General features: G+C 61.2%; 12 protein-coding genes. 1 reads left to right on the top strand and 11 read right to left on the bottom strand.

The features are described 5' to 3' along the window. Positions 1-277: 277 nt before the first annotated feature. The 10 genes from BLS08_RS10130 to BLS08_RS10085 all read right to left on the bottom strand — a co-directional run bounded on the left by BLS08_RS10130 (position 278) and on the right by BLS08_RS10085 (position 14,727). Entirely contained in the window at positions 278-2,632 is a 2,355-nt protein-coding gene (locus BLS08_RS10130; RefSeq protein ID WP_090336476.1) for an efflux RND transporter permease subunit, read from the bottom strand. Between the two features lie 18 nt (positions 2,633-2,650). Next, positions 2,651-3,745, bottom strand: a complete 1,095-nt coding sequence (locus BLS08_RS10125) for a WD40/YVTN/BNR-like repeat-containing protein (protein WP_394327943.1) — start codon at positions 3,743-3,745, stop codon at positions 2,651-2,653. 339 nt (positions 3,746-4,084) lie between these two features. Next, entirely contained in the window at positions 4,085-5,455 is a 1,371-nt protein-coding gene (locus BLS08_RS10120; RefSeq protein ID WP_090336469.1) for a DUF1329 domain-containing protein, read from the bottom strand. Between the two features lie 68 nt (positions 5,456-5,523). Beyond that, a complete protein-coding gene (locus tag BLS08_RS10115; RefSeq protein ID WP_090336466.1) occupies positions 5,524-7,494 on the bottom strand; it encodes a DUF1302 domain-containing protein in 1,971 nt (656 codons plus the stop codon). A gap of 614 nt (positions 7,495-8,108) precedes the next feature. Beyond that, positions 8,109-10,766 (bottom strand): aminopeptidase N, encoded by a 2,658-nt coding sequence (gene pepN, locus BLS08_RS10110; RefSeq protein ID WP_090336463.1) that lies wholly within the window; start codon positions 10,764-10,766, stop codon positions 8,109-8,111. 51 nt (positions 10,767-10,817) lie between these two features. Continuing rightward, positions 10,818-11,654: a DUF2797 domain-containing protein gene (locus BLS08_RS10105; RefSeq protein WP_090336460.1), complete on the bottom strand. Its 837-nt coding sequence runs from the start codon at positions 11,652-11,654 to the stop codon at positions 10,818-10,820. Continuing rightward, complete coding sequence (locus tag BLS08_RS10100; RefSeq protein ID WP_017679055.1) at positions 11,654-11,917, bottom strand: YeaC family protein; 264 nt, start codon at positions 11,915-11,917, stop codon at positions 11,654-11,656. Before BLS08_RS10100 ends, BLS08_RS10105 begins: the two co-directional genes overlap by 1 nt. Positions 11,918-12,007: 90 nt before the next feature. After that, positions 12,008-12,868: a rhomboid family intramembrane serine protease gene (locus tag BLS08_RS10095; protein ID WP_090336457.1), complete on the bottom strand. Its 861-nt coding sequence runs from the start codon at positions 12,866-12,868 to the stop codon at positions 12,008-12,010. Continuing rightward, positions 12,865-13,839: a metallophosphoesterase gene (locus tag BLS08_RS10090; RefSeq protein ID WP_017679053.1), complete on the bottom strand. Its 975-nt coding sequence runs from the start codon at positions 13,837-13,839 to the stop codon at positions 12,865-12,867. Before BLS08_RS10090 ends, BLS08_RS10095 begins: the two co-directional genes overlap by 4 nt. Further along, positions 13,840-14,727 (bottom strand): NAD(+) kinase, encoded by an 888-nt coding sequence (locus BLS08_RS10085; RefSeq protein WP_017679052.1) that lies wholly within the window; start codon positions 14,725-14,727, stop codon positions 13,840-13,842. It abuts the gene before it with no gap. 96 nt (positions 14,728-14,823) lie between these two features. Between BLS08_RS10085 and BLS08_RS10080 the strand changes: the two genes are divergently transcribed. Then, positions 14,824-15,756 carry a DUF1853 family protein gene (locus BLS08_RS10080; protein ID WP_017679051.1) on the top strand — a complete coding sequence of 311 codons (933 nt, stop codon included), beginning with the start codon at positions 14,824-14,826 and terminating at the stop codon, positions 15,754-15,756. Between the two features lie 79 nt (positions 15,757-15,835). Here the strand turns inward: BLS08_RS10080 and BLS08_RS10075 are convergent, their stop codons facing one another. Further along, the gene (locus BLS08_RS10075; RefSeq protein WP_017679050.1) at positions 15,836-16,945 is read right to left on the bottom strand and encodes a cyclic nucleotide-binding domain-containing protein; all 1,110 of its coding nucleotides are present in this window, start codon (positions 16,943-16,945) and stop codon (positions 15,836-15,838) included. Positions 16,946-16,951: the final 6 nt, after the last annotated feature.

Raw genomic sequence — 16,951 nt, 5'->3', positions numbered from 1 at the left:
CTGAACATTGGCGGACGGGGCTAGTGCTATGTATGCGTTGAGCGGCGACGCGATCCATTTGTAGGAGCGGCGCCCCGCCGCGAATCTGCACAGCTTGCCTGACCTCGACTGCCGGTCGGGGGCGCCATACAGGCCGGCAACAAAAACATTCGCCCCGAGGCGGGGCTCCTACCCCAGGCAGCCATCCAGCAGTCGGCTTGCCATCTCGTATACCGGCGCTACGCACATAAAAAAACCGCGGCCCAAGGGCCGCGGTTTTCGTTCTACGCGATAGGCATCAAGCCTTGGCGCGCATTTTCTCGGTGTTGATCAGGAAACGAGCCAGGGCCGGCAGCAGCCAGATCGCACCGATCATGTTCCACAGGAACATGAAGGTCAGCATCAAGCCCATATCGGCCTGGAACTTGATCGCCGAGAAGATCCAGGTCGCCACACCGATGGCCAGGCAGACACCGGTGAACAGCACCGCCTTACCGGTAGATTTCAGCGTCTCGTAGTAGGCTTCCTGCAGCGGCATGCCCTGACGCAGGTAGGTCTCCAGACGGCTGTAGATGTAGATGCCGTAGTCGACACCGATACCCACACCCAGGGCGATCACCGGCAGGGTGGCCACCTTGACGCCGATGCCCATGAAGGCCATCAGCGCGTTACCCAGCACCGAGGTCAGCACCAGCGGCAGGATCACGCACAGGGTCGCAGCCAGCGAACGGAAGGTCAGCAGGCACATGATGCTCACCGCCGCGTAGACCGCGATCAGCATGGTGGTCTCGGACGCCGCGATCACCTCGTTGGTGGCCGCTTCGATACCCGCGTTACCGGCAGCCAGCACCACCTGCAGCTCGTCGGTGTTGTGCTGCGCGGCGAACTCTTCGGCGGCAGCCACGGCACGCGACAGGATCTCGGCCTTGTGGTCCTCGAGGAAGATCAGCACCGGCGCTACCGAACAGTCGGCGTTGTACAGACCTTCGGCACGGGCGATGGAGTTGTTCAGCACGTCCTGGTTACGCGACAGCGTTTCCCATTTCAGGTTGCCCTCGTTCATGCCCTTGATCATCTGCTTGGACACGGTGACCATGGAGATGGCGGACTGCACACCCTTGGTGTTCTCCATCTTCCACATCAGCTCGTCCATGGCGGACAGTGCTTCATAGGTGGAGCAACCCTCGCTAGGCGTCTTGATCATCACCACCAGCACATCGGAGCTGGTCGAGTAATTGCGGATGACGAAGTCGTTATCGAGGTTGTAGCGAGAGTCCGGGTGCAACTCCGGCGCGCCCTGATCGAGGTCGCCGATCTTCAGGTTCTGCCCGTACCAGACACCACCAGCCAGCGCCACCACGGCAACGACAACGGAGATCGGTGCCACCATCGGATGAGCGAAGTTGGAAATGGTGCGCCAGACCGGATGGTCCTTGGCGGCTTCCTCACGGCTCTTCTTCACCGCGCGGTTGCCGATACCGATATAGGAAATCACGACCGGCAGCAGAATCAGGTTGGTCAGGATGATCACCGCCACGCCCATCGATGCGCCGATGGCCAGTTCGCGGATCACGCCGATATCGATCAGCAGCAGGGTGACGAAACCCACGGCGTCGGACAGCAGCGCCACCAGGCCGGGAATGAACAGCTGACGGAAAGCCATGCGCGCAGCGGAGAGCGCGTCGGTCGCCTCCCCCGAGGCCATGGCGATGCCGTTGATCTTCTGCACCCCGTGCGAGATACCGATGGCGAACACCAGGAACGGCACCAGCATCGAGTAGGGATCGAGACCGAAGCCCAGGGTATGCAGCAGGCCGAGCTGCCAGATCACCGCGATCAGGGTGGTGATCACCACGGCCAGGGTGCTCTTGAAGCAGTGGGTGAACCACAGCAGCAGAACGAAGGTGATGCCGATGGCGACAGCGAAGAACAGCGCCACGCCAACCAGGCCATCGATCAGGTCGCCGACCTTCTTGGCGAAGCCGATGATGTGCACCTTGACGTTGGGATTCTGCGCCTCGTACTTCTCGCGAATCTTCTCTTCCAGTTCGTGAGAGAAGCTCTGGTAATCCAGCTTGATCAGCTTGCTCTGATCATTTGGATCCGGATAGGACTCCAGCAATGGCACATCGACGATGCTGGACTTGAAGTTGTTCGCCACCAGGCGACCGATCTGGCCCGACTTGAGGATATTGCTGCGCAGGTCTTCGAGGCTGTCGGCAGAACCGTCGTAGGTCTGCGGGATCACCTCGCCACCGGCGAAACCTTCTTCGGTCACTTCGGTCCAGCGTACGCTCGGGCTCCATAGCGACTTGAGACCGGAACGGTCGACGCCGGGAATGTAGAACACCTCGTCGTGGATCTGACGCAGGGTCTCCATGTACTCCTTGCTGAAGATGTCGCCATCGGTGGCCTCCACCGCGATCCGCACGGTATTACCCAGGTTGGCCAGGTCGTTACGGTGCTCGAGCATCTTCTGGATGTAGGGGTGGCCCAGCGGAATCATTTTCTCGAAGCTGGTCTGCGGGCGTACCTGCGCAGCCTGATAGAACAGGAAGATGCTGATCAGCAGGCAGATCAGGATTACCGCCGGGCGGTTGTTGAAAATCAGCCGCTCAAGGAAGGAGGCAGGCTGTTGTTGGTGCTTGCTCATGCAAAGGCTCCCGGCTTGTTATTGTTGGCCCAGATCGGCGCCAGTCGAGGCGGCGAGGTGAACGCCGCCCTGCCCCACCAGGATCAGGTTGCCGTTATCCAGTGCAGTTACACCGGCCAGCGAAAGACGGTCAGGGCGGTTGATGAGACTGAACGTCTGGCCGTGATCAGTGCTGCGCAGCACGGTACCGCCATGCCCCACGACCGCGATGCTGCCGTCGCGCAGCAAGGTGCCATCGGCAAGGCCAAATTCCAGCGGGCCATTATTTGGCGTGTGGAGGGTGATCTGCTGCCAGCTGTCTCCGAAATCGGCGGAACGGAATAGATGACCCCGCAGGCCGTAAACCAGCAGCGTGCCGGCTTCGTCGGTGCCCAGCGCGCCGAACAACGAACCCTCGTAGGGTTTATTTTCGACGGTCTCCCAGGTTTCACCCCAGTCGCGCGAACGGAACATGCCACCCAGCTCGCCGACAATGAACAGACCAGCATCCTTCACCGCGGTGATGGCATTGAGATGATAGGCATCTTCATTATCGAGACGATCACTGACGTCTTCCCAGTTCTCGCCACCATCGGTGGTTTCCAGCAGCGCACCATAGGCACCCACGGCGTAACCGGTCTCGAGATCCTTGAACCAGATATCCAGCAGCGGCGCTTCGAGCTCAAGATTTTCGTACTGCTTGGTCCAGGTCAGGCCACCATCGGTCGTCGTGAGAACCTGCGCATCATGACCGACCACCCAGCCATGCTGGGCATCGACGAAAAACAGCGAGGTCAGCATCTGCCGCGTCGGTACCTTGGCCTGCTGCCAGCTTTGCCCTTGATCGTTGGAATAGAGAATGTGGCCGCGGTCGCCAACGGCAACCAGGCGCTCACCGGTGTTGACCACATCGAGCAGCAGGCTATGCACGGCCTTGGGCGACTCGATGGCGTAACCGGCGTCAGCCGCAGCCGAGGTCTCGGCCTGCAAGGGTGCGGCAGCGAAAGCCAGAATGGAAAGCACACTGCACAGCGAGAGCGCTTTAGCCAGCGGCGAATGGACACGGAGCGCCGATTTGCGCGCCTGTTTGGGCGCCAGACCGGACTGGGTGCGCCGCATGACGGGCTCACTCATATACCTTCCCCCTTTCTTGTTATAGGCGGTACTGCCTTCAGAGCCTACTCACGATTTGCTGCGCGTCGGCCCTGCTACGTTAAAAACCAGCTCGGAATGCTCATGTACAAAAGTACACTGCGCTTCCTCGCTTGTTTTTGCCTTGCATTGCTCTAGCTCGCGAAAACGTGAATAGACTCTTAGCAGGCCGCCCATCCTAGCGAGCTTCGGAAAGCCCTGACAATTGGCGTGACGTTATGTTTTGTTAAGGCAAAACCCGCGTGATAGAAGCCTATTCGCCAAGCTGATACGAAAAGGCCGCTACTACTGTAGCGGCCTTCGCGTGAGACTACACGACTATTATCGCGTGCCGCGGCGACGCAGGGCAGCCGGTTTGAAATAACCGTCGTCCGGAACCGCCTGGGTGAAGTCGATGGTGTTGTTCTCTTCGTTGTCCAGGTTCTGCACGTGGTAACGGCGCGCCTGCAGATCGTGGAACACATCGAGTGCAGACCAGGTGGTCGGCAGATCGTAGTAGTTCTTCAGATAGGCGATGGACACGCGCCACAGCTCACCACGGCCGTCGTACTGATCCACCACCGCAGCCTGCCAGCTGTCCTCGTCGAGGAACAGGGTGCGCTTGGAGTAGATATGGCGGGCGCCGGACTTCAGCGTGCCCTCGACCACCCACACACGGTGCAGCTCGTTACGGGTCAGCGCCGGGTTGAGGTGACCGACCTGCAGCAGATCCTTGTACTTAACCTCAGGGCTGGTGACCTTGTAGTTGTTGTACGGGATGTAGATTTCCTTCTTGCCCACCAGTTTCCAGTCATAGCGATCCGGAGCACCGTTGAACATGTCGGTGTCGTCGGCGGTACGCAGACCGTCAGCCGCGGCGATCGGGGTATCGTAGGCCAGGTTCGGCGCACGACGCACGCGGCGCTGGCCGGCGTTGTAACCCCAGGCCTGACGCGGCTCTTTCACCTGATCGAGGGTTTCATGAACCAGGGTCGCGCCACCGGCCAGACGCGCCGGGCTGGTGGTGAACGACAGGTAATAGAACATGATGTTGTTCAAATCGGCGAACGAGCCGTTCTGCAGGTAGTACTTGAACAGCGCTTCCTGCTGCGAGGTCACCAGCGAATAGGCGCCGTTGCGCTGCACGGCCACTTCCGAGGCACGGCGCACGATGTAGGTGCCACGGTAGCGGGCGATGTGGTTCCACAGCGCCTCGACACCATTTTGCGGAATCGGGAACGGAATACCGCCATAAGCGTCGGTGAAGCCGTTACCACCATCGGCCAGCTTGGCGCTGGTGGCGTTCTTGATGGTGTTGTCATAGACCCACTGCGGCGCGGAGCCGGAGCGGCGGGTCTGGTAGACCGGCATCTGGTAGGTTTCCGGATAAGCCTTGAACATGGCGATCTGACCGGGGGTCAGGTTGGCCTCGTACTGGCTCAGGTTGGCCGCGGTGATGGTGAACAGCGGCTTGTCGTCGGGGAACGGATTGACGTGGTGCTGGCCCGAGCGGCTGTATCCAGCCGGGGCCTGGGTGATGCCACCGGTCCAGACCGGAATAGTGCCGGCTGCGTTGCCGGCTTTTTCGGCGCCGAAGGGAGTCAGGGTATCGCCAAGTTTTGCGGCTTCCTGCGAGGAAACGGCAGCCAGCGCGGAACCGGCGGAAAACGCCAGTGCAACGGCTACGGCCATCAGCCTGTGCTTGTTCAGCATGGGTAATTCTCCATGAAGAGTCGTGACGGGCGCCCGCAAGCGCCCGGCGTTCTTTCCGATTTTGGTTATTAGAAGGAGTACTTGACGTTGACGCCGATATTGTCGCGATCACGCGCATCGTTGTTCTGACCAGCGCCGTAGAACTCGGTGTACTGGATCTCGGCTTCCAGGCTGTTCAGATAGCTGGCGCGCATACCGACGGTGTAAGCCTTGCGACCTTCGATAAAGTTACCGGTCTGGTGCGAGTTGCCTTCGAAGTCGTGCTTGAACACGGCGAACGGCGACAGGTTTACGCCGGCGTAGACGTCGTTCCAGGTGCCGGAGAGCACCAGGGTATAGCCGTAGGAGTTCTTGTTGATCTGGTCGTCGCGGTCATAGCCGGAGATATAGGAACCGTTCGCACGTCCGGAGTAGTAGCGCACGTTACCCTGGAAGTCTGTGTACTTCAGATCGCTGCCACGAATATGTTCAGAACCGAGCTCAGCAACACCAAAAAGGGAGTCGAAGCCCAGTGACGGGCCAAAGTTGTAGATACTGCCAATGGACGTGTTAAAAGCCTCAACACGTTCATAGTTGCTCAAGCGACGATTACCCAGACTTACAGTCTGCCCCCCCACTTGCACCTGCTGCCCCAAAGCGATCTGTGGCGCTTGCTGGAGAACTTGCCCCAACAGGTCGTTAGTTGTGGCTATACCAATCGGCAGGTTGGGACGATAGGAAAACTCACCGAATACCGACGCATTGCCCACAGTGGTATTGAAGCTCAGCCCCATCATCCTGATGTCTTCGGCATATTGGCGGCTTGCTTGAATTTGATTGGCCACGTCAACCGAGACCAAACCGCCAGCAATCTGCTGCGCAAGTGCAGGATCACCGCCAGCCGCCCCCTGCACCGGAGCACTGGCGACCAAAGCACCAAACTGCGCAGGAGTTAGCCCAGCATAAGCCCCATCAAGCTGAGCGTAGATCGCAGGCTCTTTGGCATGGTAGTTGACAAAATAAAAACCAAATTCCGTCGAATTCAGCTCTTCCGCTATATAACGAAACGCCACACCAAACTGGCCATCGTTCTTGGCATTCAGGTCATTCTTGATAGATGCAACTTTGAAAGCGTCAGACGTGGCAAATGAACTCCCATTCAGCCCATAAGCAGGGTTCAATACGGAGGCTTGATAAAGCGAAAGACCACCGAGCCGCGGGTTCGGTGTCAGGGCCCCAGCTAGCGCACCACTTTCGTTATAAGCGGTATGACCGCCGTCAGCAAACAAGTCGGTCTCAGAGAAATAGGTACCGACCGGATCGATAGCACTCTCTTTCCAGTTGAACTGATAGAAGGTCTCCATCGAAAGGTTATCGGTCAAACCGATGTTGAAACTAAGCGCCTCGACCGGAACCAGCACTTCCTTCACTTCCGAGCCTGGCAAACGGAACTTGGCAGCATCGACCGGGTTGGTGGTGTTCACACCACCGCGATAGAACAGACCCTCGCCCCAGTTGAATACCTGCTTACCGAAACGACCAGAGACAGGCATGTTGGCCACGTCCCAGTTGCCATAGACGTAGGCGTCAAGAATCTGCGCGTCACGACCAGCCTTGTGGCGGGTTTCACGTGTGAAGGTGTTATCGCGCGGATAGCTTTGGCTCGGCTGAGCCGGAGTGTTGGCGTCATAGTAATCGTTGCGCTTGTCCATGATCTGGGTGTCATAGAAAGCGGTACCGCGAACGAATACGCCATAGTTCTGGTAAGAAGCCTCCAGATCGGTAGTGATCTTGAAAACTTCGGAAACCAGGCCGGTATCGAAGTTGCGGTTGCCATCGTTGGTGTTGATGTCGTTGTTGGTCTTGTCCTGGCCTTGTACGCGCCACAGTTGACCGTAGGAGATGGTGGTATCGAGGGAGCCGGTGATTTCGTTATCGGCGAAGCTGAACTCCACCGCTTGAGCCTGGGCGGCGACCAGCAACGGCAGAACGCCTGCGAACGCAAAGCCGGCCTTGGCCGGGGCAAAACGTAGAACGGGCTTGCGGGACTTAATTTCCATCGAGACTCACTCCGTGGACAGATCATTCTTTTGAGCGATCCCGTATCCGGGTCGCGATTGCCGTACTGACGACGGCTTCTGTTTTTATTTGCAGCGACATGTTCCAACGACCAGCGTGCGCTCGCACGCGGTCAGATCCAGCTCGGTACTGCAACCATTGTGCCAATTCAAACAGGTGTATCAGCGCAAACAGGCTTGGAAGAGCTGTTGGCCAGTTTCTTTTCGTGACTGATCAGCCACTGACCAATACGTCAGAAAAACTGGCGCACTTTGTCCTACGATCCGACGCTTTATGCCACTTACCACGCGCCTCGCAGCGCAGTTGGGTGACGAATATCATCTCGCTGTCAAGCGACGAAGCCCGAACTTAAGTGTGCAAAGGCATAACGGACTGCATGCATATTTCATTGGGTAACAAAAAAGTGTTACCAACCAGAGGTCGGTAACACTTTTTTTGTGGAGCAAAACCCGTTTCAGGCCTAAAGCCAACCAGTCAAGCGTCGACGCACCGAGTGTGTAGGAGCGGCGCCTCGCCGCGAACCTGAAAAGCTTCGCCCCGGGGCGGGGCTCCTACGAAACACAGCTTCCGTAGCCTTACCTAAGCGGCATCAGCCTTAGGCCAGGCTCTTGCTCACCACTTCATAGACATCGCTGGACAGCTCACCGGAGGCGAGGATGCGCTCCAGCTCGGCCTTCATCAGTGCCTGACGCGCCGAGCCGTACTTGCGCCAGCGGGTCAGCGGCGCCAGCAGACGCGAAGCGATCTGCGGGTTGAGGGCGTTGAGAGTGATCACCTGGTCGGCGAGAAAGCGGTAGCCGGCCCCGTCGGCGCGGTGAAAGTTGATCAGGTTCTGGTTGGCGAAGGCACCGATCAGCGCACGCACCTTGTTCGGATTCTTCAGGGTGAAGGCTTCGTGCTGCATCAGTGCATGCACACGCTCCAGACCGCCCGGCAGCGGGCAACCGGCCTGCACGCTGAACCATTGATCCATGACCAGCGGATTGTCCTTGAAGAAGTCGGCGAACATGGCCAGGGCCTTGCCCTGCTCTTCCTGGAACGGCGAGTTGACCAGCACGGCCAGTGCGGCAAGGCGCTCGGTCATGTTGTCGGCGTTGTCGAACTGGTCGACGCAGGCCGCCAACACCTCGGGCTTCTCGCTGAGCATCAGATAGGACAGCGCGATGTTCTGCAGGCTGCGGCGAGCGAAGTGCGCTGCCTCGGCCACGTAAGGCGTGGCCTTGGAGACTTCACGGTTGGCCTGGTAGCGCGCCCACAGTGGAGCGAACAGCGCGTCGGCCAGCGCCTTGCGAGCGAACTCGCGCGCGGCGTGGATGGCCTCGACATCCGCCACCTCACTGATTTCGGTGAGATAGGCCTCGCCCGGCAGCGAGAGCATCTCGGCGACCATGGCCTGATCCAGCGACTCGTCTTCAAGCAGGGTGCGCAGCGCGGTGACCAGACGCTGATCCAGCACCAGGGCTTCACCACGCTGGTGCTGGCCAATCAGTTCCTGCAGTACCTGCACGGACAGCTGCTGGCCGGCTTCCCAGCGGTTGAAGCCGTCGCTGTCGTGCTGCATGAGGAACATCAGTTGGTCACGGCTGTAGGGGAAGTGCAGCTTGACCGGCGCACTGAAGCCGCGCAGCAATGAGGGCAGCGGCTTCTCGACGACGCCTACGAAGGTGAAGGTCTGCTCAGCCTCAGTCACCGACAAAACGCGACTGGTGCCCTGCGCCGCGCTTTCGCCCTGCAGGCGCAGCGGCAGCTCAAAGCCTTGGGCATCGAGCAGGCCGAGCGCCACTGGAATCACGAACGGCAGCTTTTCGCTCTGCCCCGGCGTCGCCGGGCAGCTCTGGCGGAAGGTCAAGCTGTAGGTCTGCGCCGCCTCGTCATAGGCTTCGCTGACTTCCAGACGCGGCGTGCCGGCCTGGGTGTACCAGCGCTTGAACTGGGTCAGGTCGATGCCACTGGCATCTTCCATGGCCTTGACGAAATCGTCGCAGGTCACGGCCTGGCCGTCGTGACGCTCGAAGTACAGGTCCGAGCCCTTGCGGAATAGCTCCGGGCCGAGCAGGGTGTGAATCATGCGCAGTACTTCGGCACCCTTCTCGTAGATGGTCAGGGTGTAGAAGTTGGAGATTTCCATGTACGCGTCCGGGCGCACCGGGTGAGCCATGGGGCCGGCGTCCTCGGCGAACTGGTGAGTGCGCAGGTAGGCCACGTCTTCGATACGCTTGACGGTGCGCGAGTGGGTGTCGGCAGAGAACTCGCTGTCGCGGAACACGGTGAAGCCTTCCTTGAGCGACAGCTGGAACCAGTCACGGCAGGTCACGCGGTTGCCCGACCAGTTGTGGAAGTACTCGTGCGCCACCACCGCCTCGACGCGCTGGTGGGCGGCGTCGGTGGCGGTCTCGGCCTTGGCCAGCACGCAGCTGGAGTTGAAGATGTTGAGGCCCTTGTTCTCCATGGCACCCATGTTGAAGTCGTTGACCGCGACGATCATGAAGATGTCCAGATCGTACTCACGGCCATAGACCTCCTCGTCCCACTTCATCGAGCGCTTGAGGCTGTCCATGGCGTGCTGCACCTTGTCGATGTTCTCCGGCTCGACGTAGATGCGCAGCGCTACTTCGCGGCTGCTCATGGTGGTGAAGCTGTCTTCCACACACCAGAGATCACCAGCGACCAGGGCGAACAGGTAGGCCGGCTTCTTGAACGGGTCTTCCCAGGTGGCCCAATGACGACCGCCCTCTTCCGAACCACTGGCAATCGGGTTGCCGTTGGACAGCAGCACCGGGTAGGCATGCTTTTCGGCGCTGACCGTGGTGGTGAACTTGCTCATCACGTCCGGGCGGTCGAGGTAGAAGGTGATCTTGCGAAAGCCCTCGGCCTCGCACTGGGTGCAGAACATCGTGCCGGACTTGTACAGGCCCTCCAGCGCAGTGTTGCTTTCCGGGTGAATGCGCACACTGCTGTCGACCACGAAACGTTCCTGCGTCGGCTGCAGGGTCAGGTGGCTGTCGGTCAGCGTGTAGTCGCCCTCGCCCAGCTCGCGGTCATCGAGCTTGAGCTCCAGCAGTTCAAGCTGCTGACCATCCAGCACCAGTTTCGGCAGGCCAGCGCCGGCGGCGGGGTTGCGACGCATGACCAGTTGCGCGTGCACCAGGCTGTGATCCTCGAACAGCTCGAAGGTCAGGTGGGTCTCGTCGATCAGGTAGTCGGGAACCTGATAGTCCTTCAGATAAATGGTCTTGGATTGTTCGGTGCGCATGGTTCTTGGCCTCTCGTCTGCGGCGCCCCGGGCGCCGGTGGCAATCGGGTGTCAGGCGGCGATCTCGTGGATGGCCAACTGATAGGCGGTGTACTTGCGGATATTGATCACGCCGGTGTCGAACATCAGGTACTGGCCCTTGATACCGAGCAGAGTACCTTCGGCCAGCGGCTGCTTGTCCAGGTTGAAGCTGCTGATCTTGGCCGGGTAGGCCTCGATGGGGTAGCGAATTTCCAGCACCTCGGCGGCAGACAGCGGCTGAATGGCCTGCAGGCCGAAGCGCTGCTGCAGCTCGGTGATGCCCGTACCGCAGCTATCGAACAATTGCTCGCGAATCGCCAGCAGATCGACCGGCACGGCATCGCCCTTGAGCAGCGCGCGCCAGTTGGTCTTGTCCGCTACCTGGCTACGCAACAGGTCCTCGACGAAACCGGACTGCTGCCGCGTGGCCACGCGCAGGATGGGTAGCGCCTGGGTCGCACCCTGGTCGATCCAGCGTGTCGGCACCTGACTGGCGCGGGTGATGCCGACTTTCACGCCGCTGGAGTTGGCCAGGTAGACGATGTGATCGGTCATGCAGAACTGCTCGCCCCAGCTCGGCTCGCGGCAAGTGCCTGCATCGTAATGACACTTCTCCGGGCTCATGATGCAGACGTCGCACTGCGCCAGCTTCTGCATGCAGGGGTAGCAATAACCCTGGCTGAAGCTGGTCTTGGTCTTGCGTCCGCAGTGCGTGCAATGGATGGCGCCGAGGTATTCCAGGCGCAGGTGCTTGCCCACCAGCGGGTTGACCGGTACTTCTTCGTCGCCCAGGCGGAAAGCGTATTGCACCGGTGCGTCCAGGTGCGCCTTCATCTTGCTCAGCGAGCCACGTCCCAATTCACTCATCAGTGCAGGGTATCCGAGGACTTGAACAGCAGGTTGGGTACCGGCTCGGATTTGCTGCTGCATTCCTGCGGGCCCATGTAACCAGTGCGCTCTTCCTCCGGCAGGTTCTGCATTTCCCAGGCGATCATCGCCTGCAGGCTCAGCTCTTTCTGTTCCTGAGTCAGCTTGCGGCCGTCCGGCCATTTACCGATTTCCACGGCCAGCTTGAGGCTCTCGTAGATTTCCGGGGTGATGTTTTCAATCGCATCGAGAAAGGACGACATACAGGTCTCCAAGTAAATCATAGGGCGGGTGAAACCCGCCGAAACGCCGAGCTGGCGGGTTGCACCCGCCCTACAGGTCAAAAAGTCGAATCAAGCGCTACGTCGGGCCAGCATACCGCCAAGCAGCCCGGTCAGGCAGCCGGTGAGCAAGCCGCCGACATGCGCGGCATTGGCGATGGCGCCGAACTGCAACAACTCGAAGATGCCGGTCATGCAGATCAGCAGCCAGGCCAGCATCATCACCAGCACACCAGACGGCAGGCGATAGGCAGCGTTCGGTGCCAGGCGCTGGTAGATCCAGCAATGCCCGAGCAAGCCATAAAGCACGCCGGACAGCCCGCCGAACAACGACGGCCCGGCCCACCAGTATTGGGCGAAATTCGATGCCAGGCCGAACAGCAGGGTCAGCCCGAGCAGGCCGATGGCGCCCTGGCGAAATTCGATGCGCCGCCCCAGCTCCCAGTACCACAGGCTGTTCATCGCCAGGTGCAACCAACCGAAGTGGATCAGCATCGGCGTGATCAGGCGCCACCATTGACCGCTGCCCAGGGTGGCATCCAGATAGGTCAGATAGATGTGCTCACCGTCGAGGCGAAAATCGACAAAACTCAGCCAGCGAATGGTGGAAAAGTTCTCGCCCGCCAGGGTCACCGCAAAGACGATGAAGGTGGTCAGCAACATCAACGCCGTGACCGGGCTGCTCCGTAGCTGAGTGGCGAAACTCTCGCGCACAGGGGCGACGCTTGGCGGCAGCTCTCCGGCATCATCGCCCTGCGGATGACGCGCATAGAGCTCGCGCACCTGCTCTGCAAGCTCCTGCCCCGGCACCCAGAGCACCTGCTCGCCGCCCTCTTCCGATACCCGGTGCGGCACACGCAAACGCTGCAGCAGAGCGATGAAACCGCTCAAATCGCGATCCAGCGGCAAGCGCAACACAACCACAGCCGTCATCGCGGCGCCTCCTGAGGGTCGACATCGACCCAGACGAATTTACCCGCGTCCAGACGTGTTTCCTGATCCAGACGATAAGCCACCAGGCGGCCACCGACCACCGCGCTGTAATCCAGGCAGGCCAGGTTGGGCCTGATCGGCGCCGGCTTGCCACGCCGCCAGTAGTGACCGACGAACAGCAGCGGCTCATGCGCGCCGTACCTGAGCAGCTCGTCCTTCTGCAGTTCGGTCAACGGCGTCTGCGCCGCCAGCTCCGGCAAGGCATCGGGCTGGAAGACGATATCGCCATAAGTCTTCGGGTCCTCCTCCCAGAACTTGGTGCGGAAGTACGAGCGGGTGAAGCCGTCGCCGCTGGTCAGGGTCAGACCATGCGGCAGACGCATGTCGGTCCCGCGCAACAGGCGATCGAGCGCCATGTTGGCGAAACTGCCGGGCACCGCCGAGGCCTGCAGGAAATGTTCATCGATGCAGCCATCGGGGAATTGCGCCTTGAGCGGCGTGATCAACTCGTCATCCCAGCAGGCGTGCACCACGCGGAAGCGCCCGGCATCGATGAACAGCGGCATCTCGTAGAACCAGCGCAGGAACTCACGCCATTCCTGCGGATGATCCTCGAACTGCGCCAATGTCTCGCGCATCAGGCGCTGGTGGCGCGGGCTGTGTTCGCGCACGTACTGACGGCCACTACCCGGCGGCGCCGGCGTGCTCCAACCCAAGGCATTGAACTCGTGATTGCCCATGATGCACAGCGCCTGGCCGGCGCGAACCATGTCATGCACCAGATGCAGGGTTTCGCGGATACCCGGGCCGCGGTCGACCAGGTCACCGAGGAAGATCACCATGCGCGTCGGATGGCACCACACGCCACCCTGGCGGCTGTAACCCAGCCGTTCGAGCAGGCGTTCGAGGGTTTGCGCACAACCGTGGATATCACCGATCAGGTCATAGCCACGATGGGGGTCGAGGGACATTCAGTCCTGCCCTCCCAGGCGGCTGCCCCATCCAAGCTTGGTGCGGCAGACCTCATAGTAGTTGTGATCCAGCGGGTGGATCAGACGCAGCTTCTGCGCCTTCTTGGCCACGTGCAGGGTGTCGCCCGGGGCACAGGTGAAGTGGTTCTGGCCGTCGCAGGACACCTGCGGATAGATGGTCATGTCCGCCGACACCACCACCTTCAGCTCGCTATTGCCGTCGACCACGATGGGCCGGCTGGACAGCGTATGCGGGTACATCGGCACCACGACGATGGCATCGAGCTTGGGATGCATGATCGGCCCGCCAGCAGACAGCGCATAGGCGGTAGAACCCGTGGGCGTGGCGACGATGAGGCCGTCGGCCTTCTGGCTGCAGACGAACTGACCGTCGATATACAGCTCGAACTCGATCATCCGCGTCGACTTGCCGGGGTGCAGCACCACGTCGTTGAGCGCGTCGCCCTGGCCGATGGCCTCGCCCTGACGACGCACCTCAGCCTCGAGCAAGAAGCGATTCTCGGTCAGGTACTGGCCTTCGAGCACCTGCGCCACCTTGAGCTCCAGCTCGTCAGGGCGAATATCGGTGAGAAAACCCAGGCTGCCACGGTTGATCCCCAGCACCGGCACCTTGTGCCGCGCCAGGGCGCGGGCGGCGCCAAGCATGCTGCCGTCGCCACCGACGACGATTACCAGGTCGCAGACCTCGCCAAGCATCTTGCGCGAGGAGGTTTGCAGGCCGTGTCCCGGCAGCACGTCGGCGATGGTGTCCTCGAGGATCACATGCAGGTGACGGTCGATCAGAAAGCGCTTGAGTCGCCGCACGGTTTCCAGCACCCGCGTGCTGCCCAGGCGCCCGATGATGCCGACATTGCGAAATTGCTCCATGGGACTCCTGCCAGACAGATAAGAAACGAAGAGAGATTATCGGCCAAAGGCCTGGGCGGCAGCAAACCAGCACTGTTACTGCGCTATGCTCGGGTGATGACTGCTCCCGACTCGCTGCACGATCTGCTGCTGGGCTTGCGTACCCCGGCTGTGCGTGACCTGGCCTGGGCGCTGTTCTCGCCACCCATGCTGGGTGAGACCCCGAAAGTCCAGCGTCATCCGCTACAGGCCAGTTGCTGGACGCGGCAACCGCAGCGGCTGGCTGACTGGCTCGTGCAGCAGGACAACGATGCCGGTGCCCTGCATGCCTGGTTGGCCGCGAAACCGGTGCGCCGCCTTGGCCTCTATTACGAACGCTTGTGGCAGTTCGCCCTGCATGCGGCACCGGATGTCGAGGTCGTCGCCGCCAACCTGCCGATCCGCCAGAACGGTCAGACCCTGGGCGAACTGGACCTGCTGCTGCGCGACGCAGAAGGCGAACACCATCTTGAATTGGCAGTGAAGTTCTATCTCGGCACGGACGGCAGCGACGCCGCTGACTGGCTAGGCCCGGGCAGTCATGATCGGCTCGATCTGAAACTGAGCCACCTCGCGCAGCACCAGTTACCCCTGTCTTCGCGCAGCGAGGCACGGGGAGCGCTGAACGACCTGCAACTGGGCGAAACCCGATCCGCCTTCTGGCTCGGCGGCTACCTGTTCTATCCCTGGCCCGACGACTCCCCCGCGCCTCACGGCGCCACGTCCGAACACTGCCGGGGGCGCTGGCTGTACCAGCGCGACTGGAATGACTTCGCCGCGACGAAGCCAGGCGCGCACTGGCAGCCGCTACCGCGACTGGCCTGGCTAGCGCCGGCTCTGGTGAATGCCGACGGGGTCTGGTCTGATGAAATGCTCCAGCAATGGCTGAGCACGTTGCGCCCGGAGGCTCAGGCGCAACTGCTGGTACGACTGGAGGAGGATCACGCCGGGGATTGGCGGGAGGTGGAGCGGATCTTTCTGGTCAATGATCAGTGGCCGACGCACTCGTAGCCCGGATGCAATCCGGGACGCATGCGTCTGCAATCCCCGGATTTCATCCGGGCTACGCTTGCCCCAGAGCCTGCGCCGATCAACGGCTACGTTCGGTACGCCCACCGGAACGGGCCAGATACCCTGCGCCGCTCTCACAGAGCAGCGCATCGCGTTGCACCGCCGGCAAGGCGTCCAGGCCACCGCGCAAGGCGTAAACGCTGTAACCCAGCTGCGAGAGCAGAAACACCGCGCCGCTGCTGCGTTTGCCACTGTCGCAGTAGCACAGGTAGGTGCGTGATCGCTCCAGCAGGCGCGCCTTCAGACGCAACAGCTGCAGCGGCATATGCAGCGCTTGCGGCGCATGCGCCTTTTCGTACTCTTCCAGCAGGCGTACGTCGAGCCACTGCGCGCCCTGCGTCAGCAACCTGGCGCCCTCGCCCAGCGACACCTCGGCCACCACGGGCGCCTTGAGCAGGGCAAAGAAATCCTGACGATCCAGACGCAACACACTGCCGGCCTCGACCATGGTCACCGTGGCATTTCGCGGCCGGTCGGCAAGCAGGGCCTCCTCGCCGAAACAAGCGCCAACCTCCAGCTCCGCCAGCACCTGGTGCTCGCTACCAGCGCCCCGAATCACCTCGGCGCGGCCGCTTTCCAGGAAATAGCAGCAATCGCCAGTGGCACCCTCTTCGATAATCTGGCTGCCAGCCGCCAGCTCGATCTTCTGCAAGCGAGCGAGCATGTTCTGCACGTTGGCCGGCGGCACCTTGGCAAACAACGGGTTTTCCAACAGCCGCTCCAGCCACTCGACATCGGCGCCACTCTGCTGCAGCGCCAGCAACAGGTCCTGATGCGCCAAGCGCCAGGTCAGCAGGCGATCGAGCGTGGCACTGTCGATCATCAGCACGCTGACATCGCTCACGGCGCGGGCGTCATGTAACCGCGGCAGGCCGGGCGACAACGGGTGGCAGCTGATCTCGCTACCAGCCTGCACCCTCTGCGTTCTGCCCTCGGCATCCTGCAGCTGCAACTCGCCGGCCAGCAGATAGCAGGTCAGGCGCGCCTGATCCCCCCGACGAAACAGCAGTTGCCCGGCCAACAGAGGCTGCGGCACCAGCTGGCTACGCAACTCGCGCCACTGCTGCTCGGAAAGCACGTTGAGCGGCGTCAGGCTGCGCAGTTGTTCGGGGGTAAGGGGTTCGCTCATGAGGAT

The sequence above is a fragment of the Ectopseudomonas chengduensis genome, assembly GCF_900102635.1.
Taxonomy (GTDB): Bacteria; Pseudomonadota; Gammaproteobacteria; order Pseudomonadales; family Pseudomonadaceae; genus Aquipseudomonas; species Aquipseudomonas chengduensis.
Note: the sequence above shows the minus strand (reverse complement) of the source record. Positions and strands in the feature narration are given on the sequence as shown.

Excerpts from the sequence above, each read along its gene's own strand:
- BLS08_RS10130 (WP_090336476.1), bottom strand. The coding sequence starts at position 2,632 with ATGAGCAAGCACCAACAACAGCCTGCCTCCTTCCTTGAGCGGCTGATT.
- BLS08_RS10125 (WP_394327943.1), bottom strand. The coding sequence starts at position 3,745 with ATGAGTGAGCCCGTCATGCGGCGCACCCAGTCCGGTCTGGCGCCCAAA.
- BLS08_RS10120 (WP_090336469.1), bottom strand. The coding sequence starts at position 5,455 with ATGCTGAACAAGCACAGGCTGATGGCCGTAGCCGTTGCACTGGCGTTT.
- BLS08_RS10115 (WP_090336466.1), bottom strand. The coding sequence starts at position 7,494 with ATGGAAATTAAGTCCCGCAAGCCCGTTCTACGTTTTGCCCCGGCCAAG.
- pepN (WP_090336463.1), bottom strand. The coding sequence starts at position 10,766 with ATGCGCACCGAACAATCCAAGACCATTTATCTGAAGGACTATCAGGTT.
- BLS08_RS10105 (WP_090336460.1), bottom strand. The coding sequence starts at position 11,654 with ATGAGTGAATTGGGACGTGGCTCGCTGAGCAAGATGAAGGCGCACCTG.
- BLS08_RS10100 (WP_017679055.1), bottom strand. The coding sequence starts at position 11,917 with ATGTCGTCCTTTCTCGATGCGATTGAAAACATCACCCCGGAAATCTAC.
- BLS08_RS10095 (WP_090336457.1), bottom strand. The coding sequence starts at position 12,868 with ATGACGGCTGTGGTTGTGTTGCGCTTGCCGCTGGATCGCGATTTGAGC.
- BLS08_RS10090 (WP_017679053.1), bottom strand. The coding sequence starts at position 13,839 with ATGTCCCTCGACCCCCATCGTGGCTATGACCTGATCGGTGATATCCAC.
- BLS08_RS10085 (WP_017679052.1), bottom strand. The coding sequence starts at position 14,727 with ATGGAGCAATTTCGCAATGTCGGCATCATCGGGCGCCTGGGCAGCACG.
- BLS08_RS10080 (WP_017679051.1), top strand. The coding sequence starts at position 14,824 with ATGACTGCTCCCGACTCGCTGCACGATCTGCTGCTGGGCTTGCGTACC.
- BLS08_RS10075 (WP_017679050.1), bottom strand. The coding sequence starts at position 16,945 with ATGAGCGAACCCCTTACCCCCGAACAACTGCGCAGCCTGACGCCGCTC.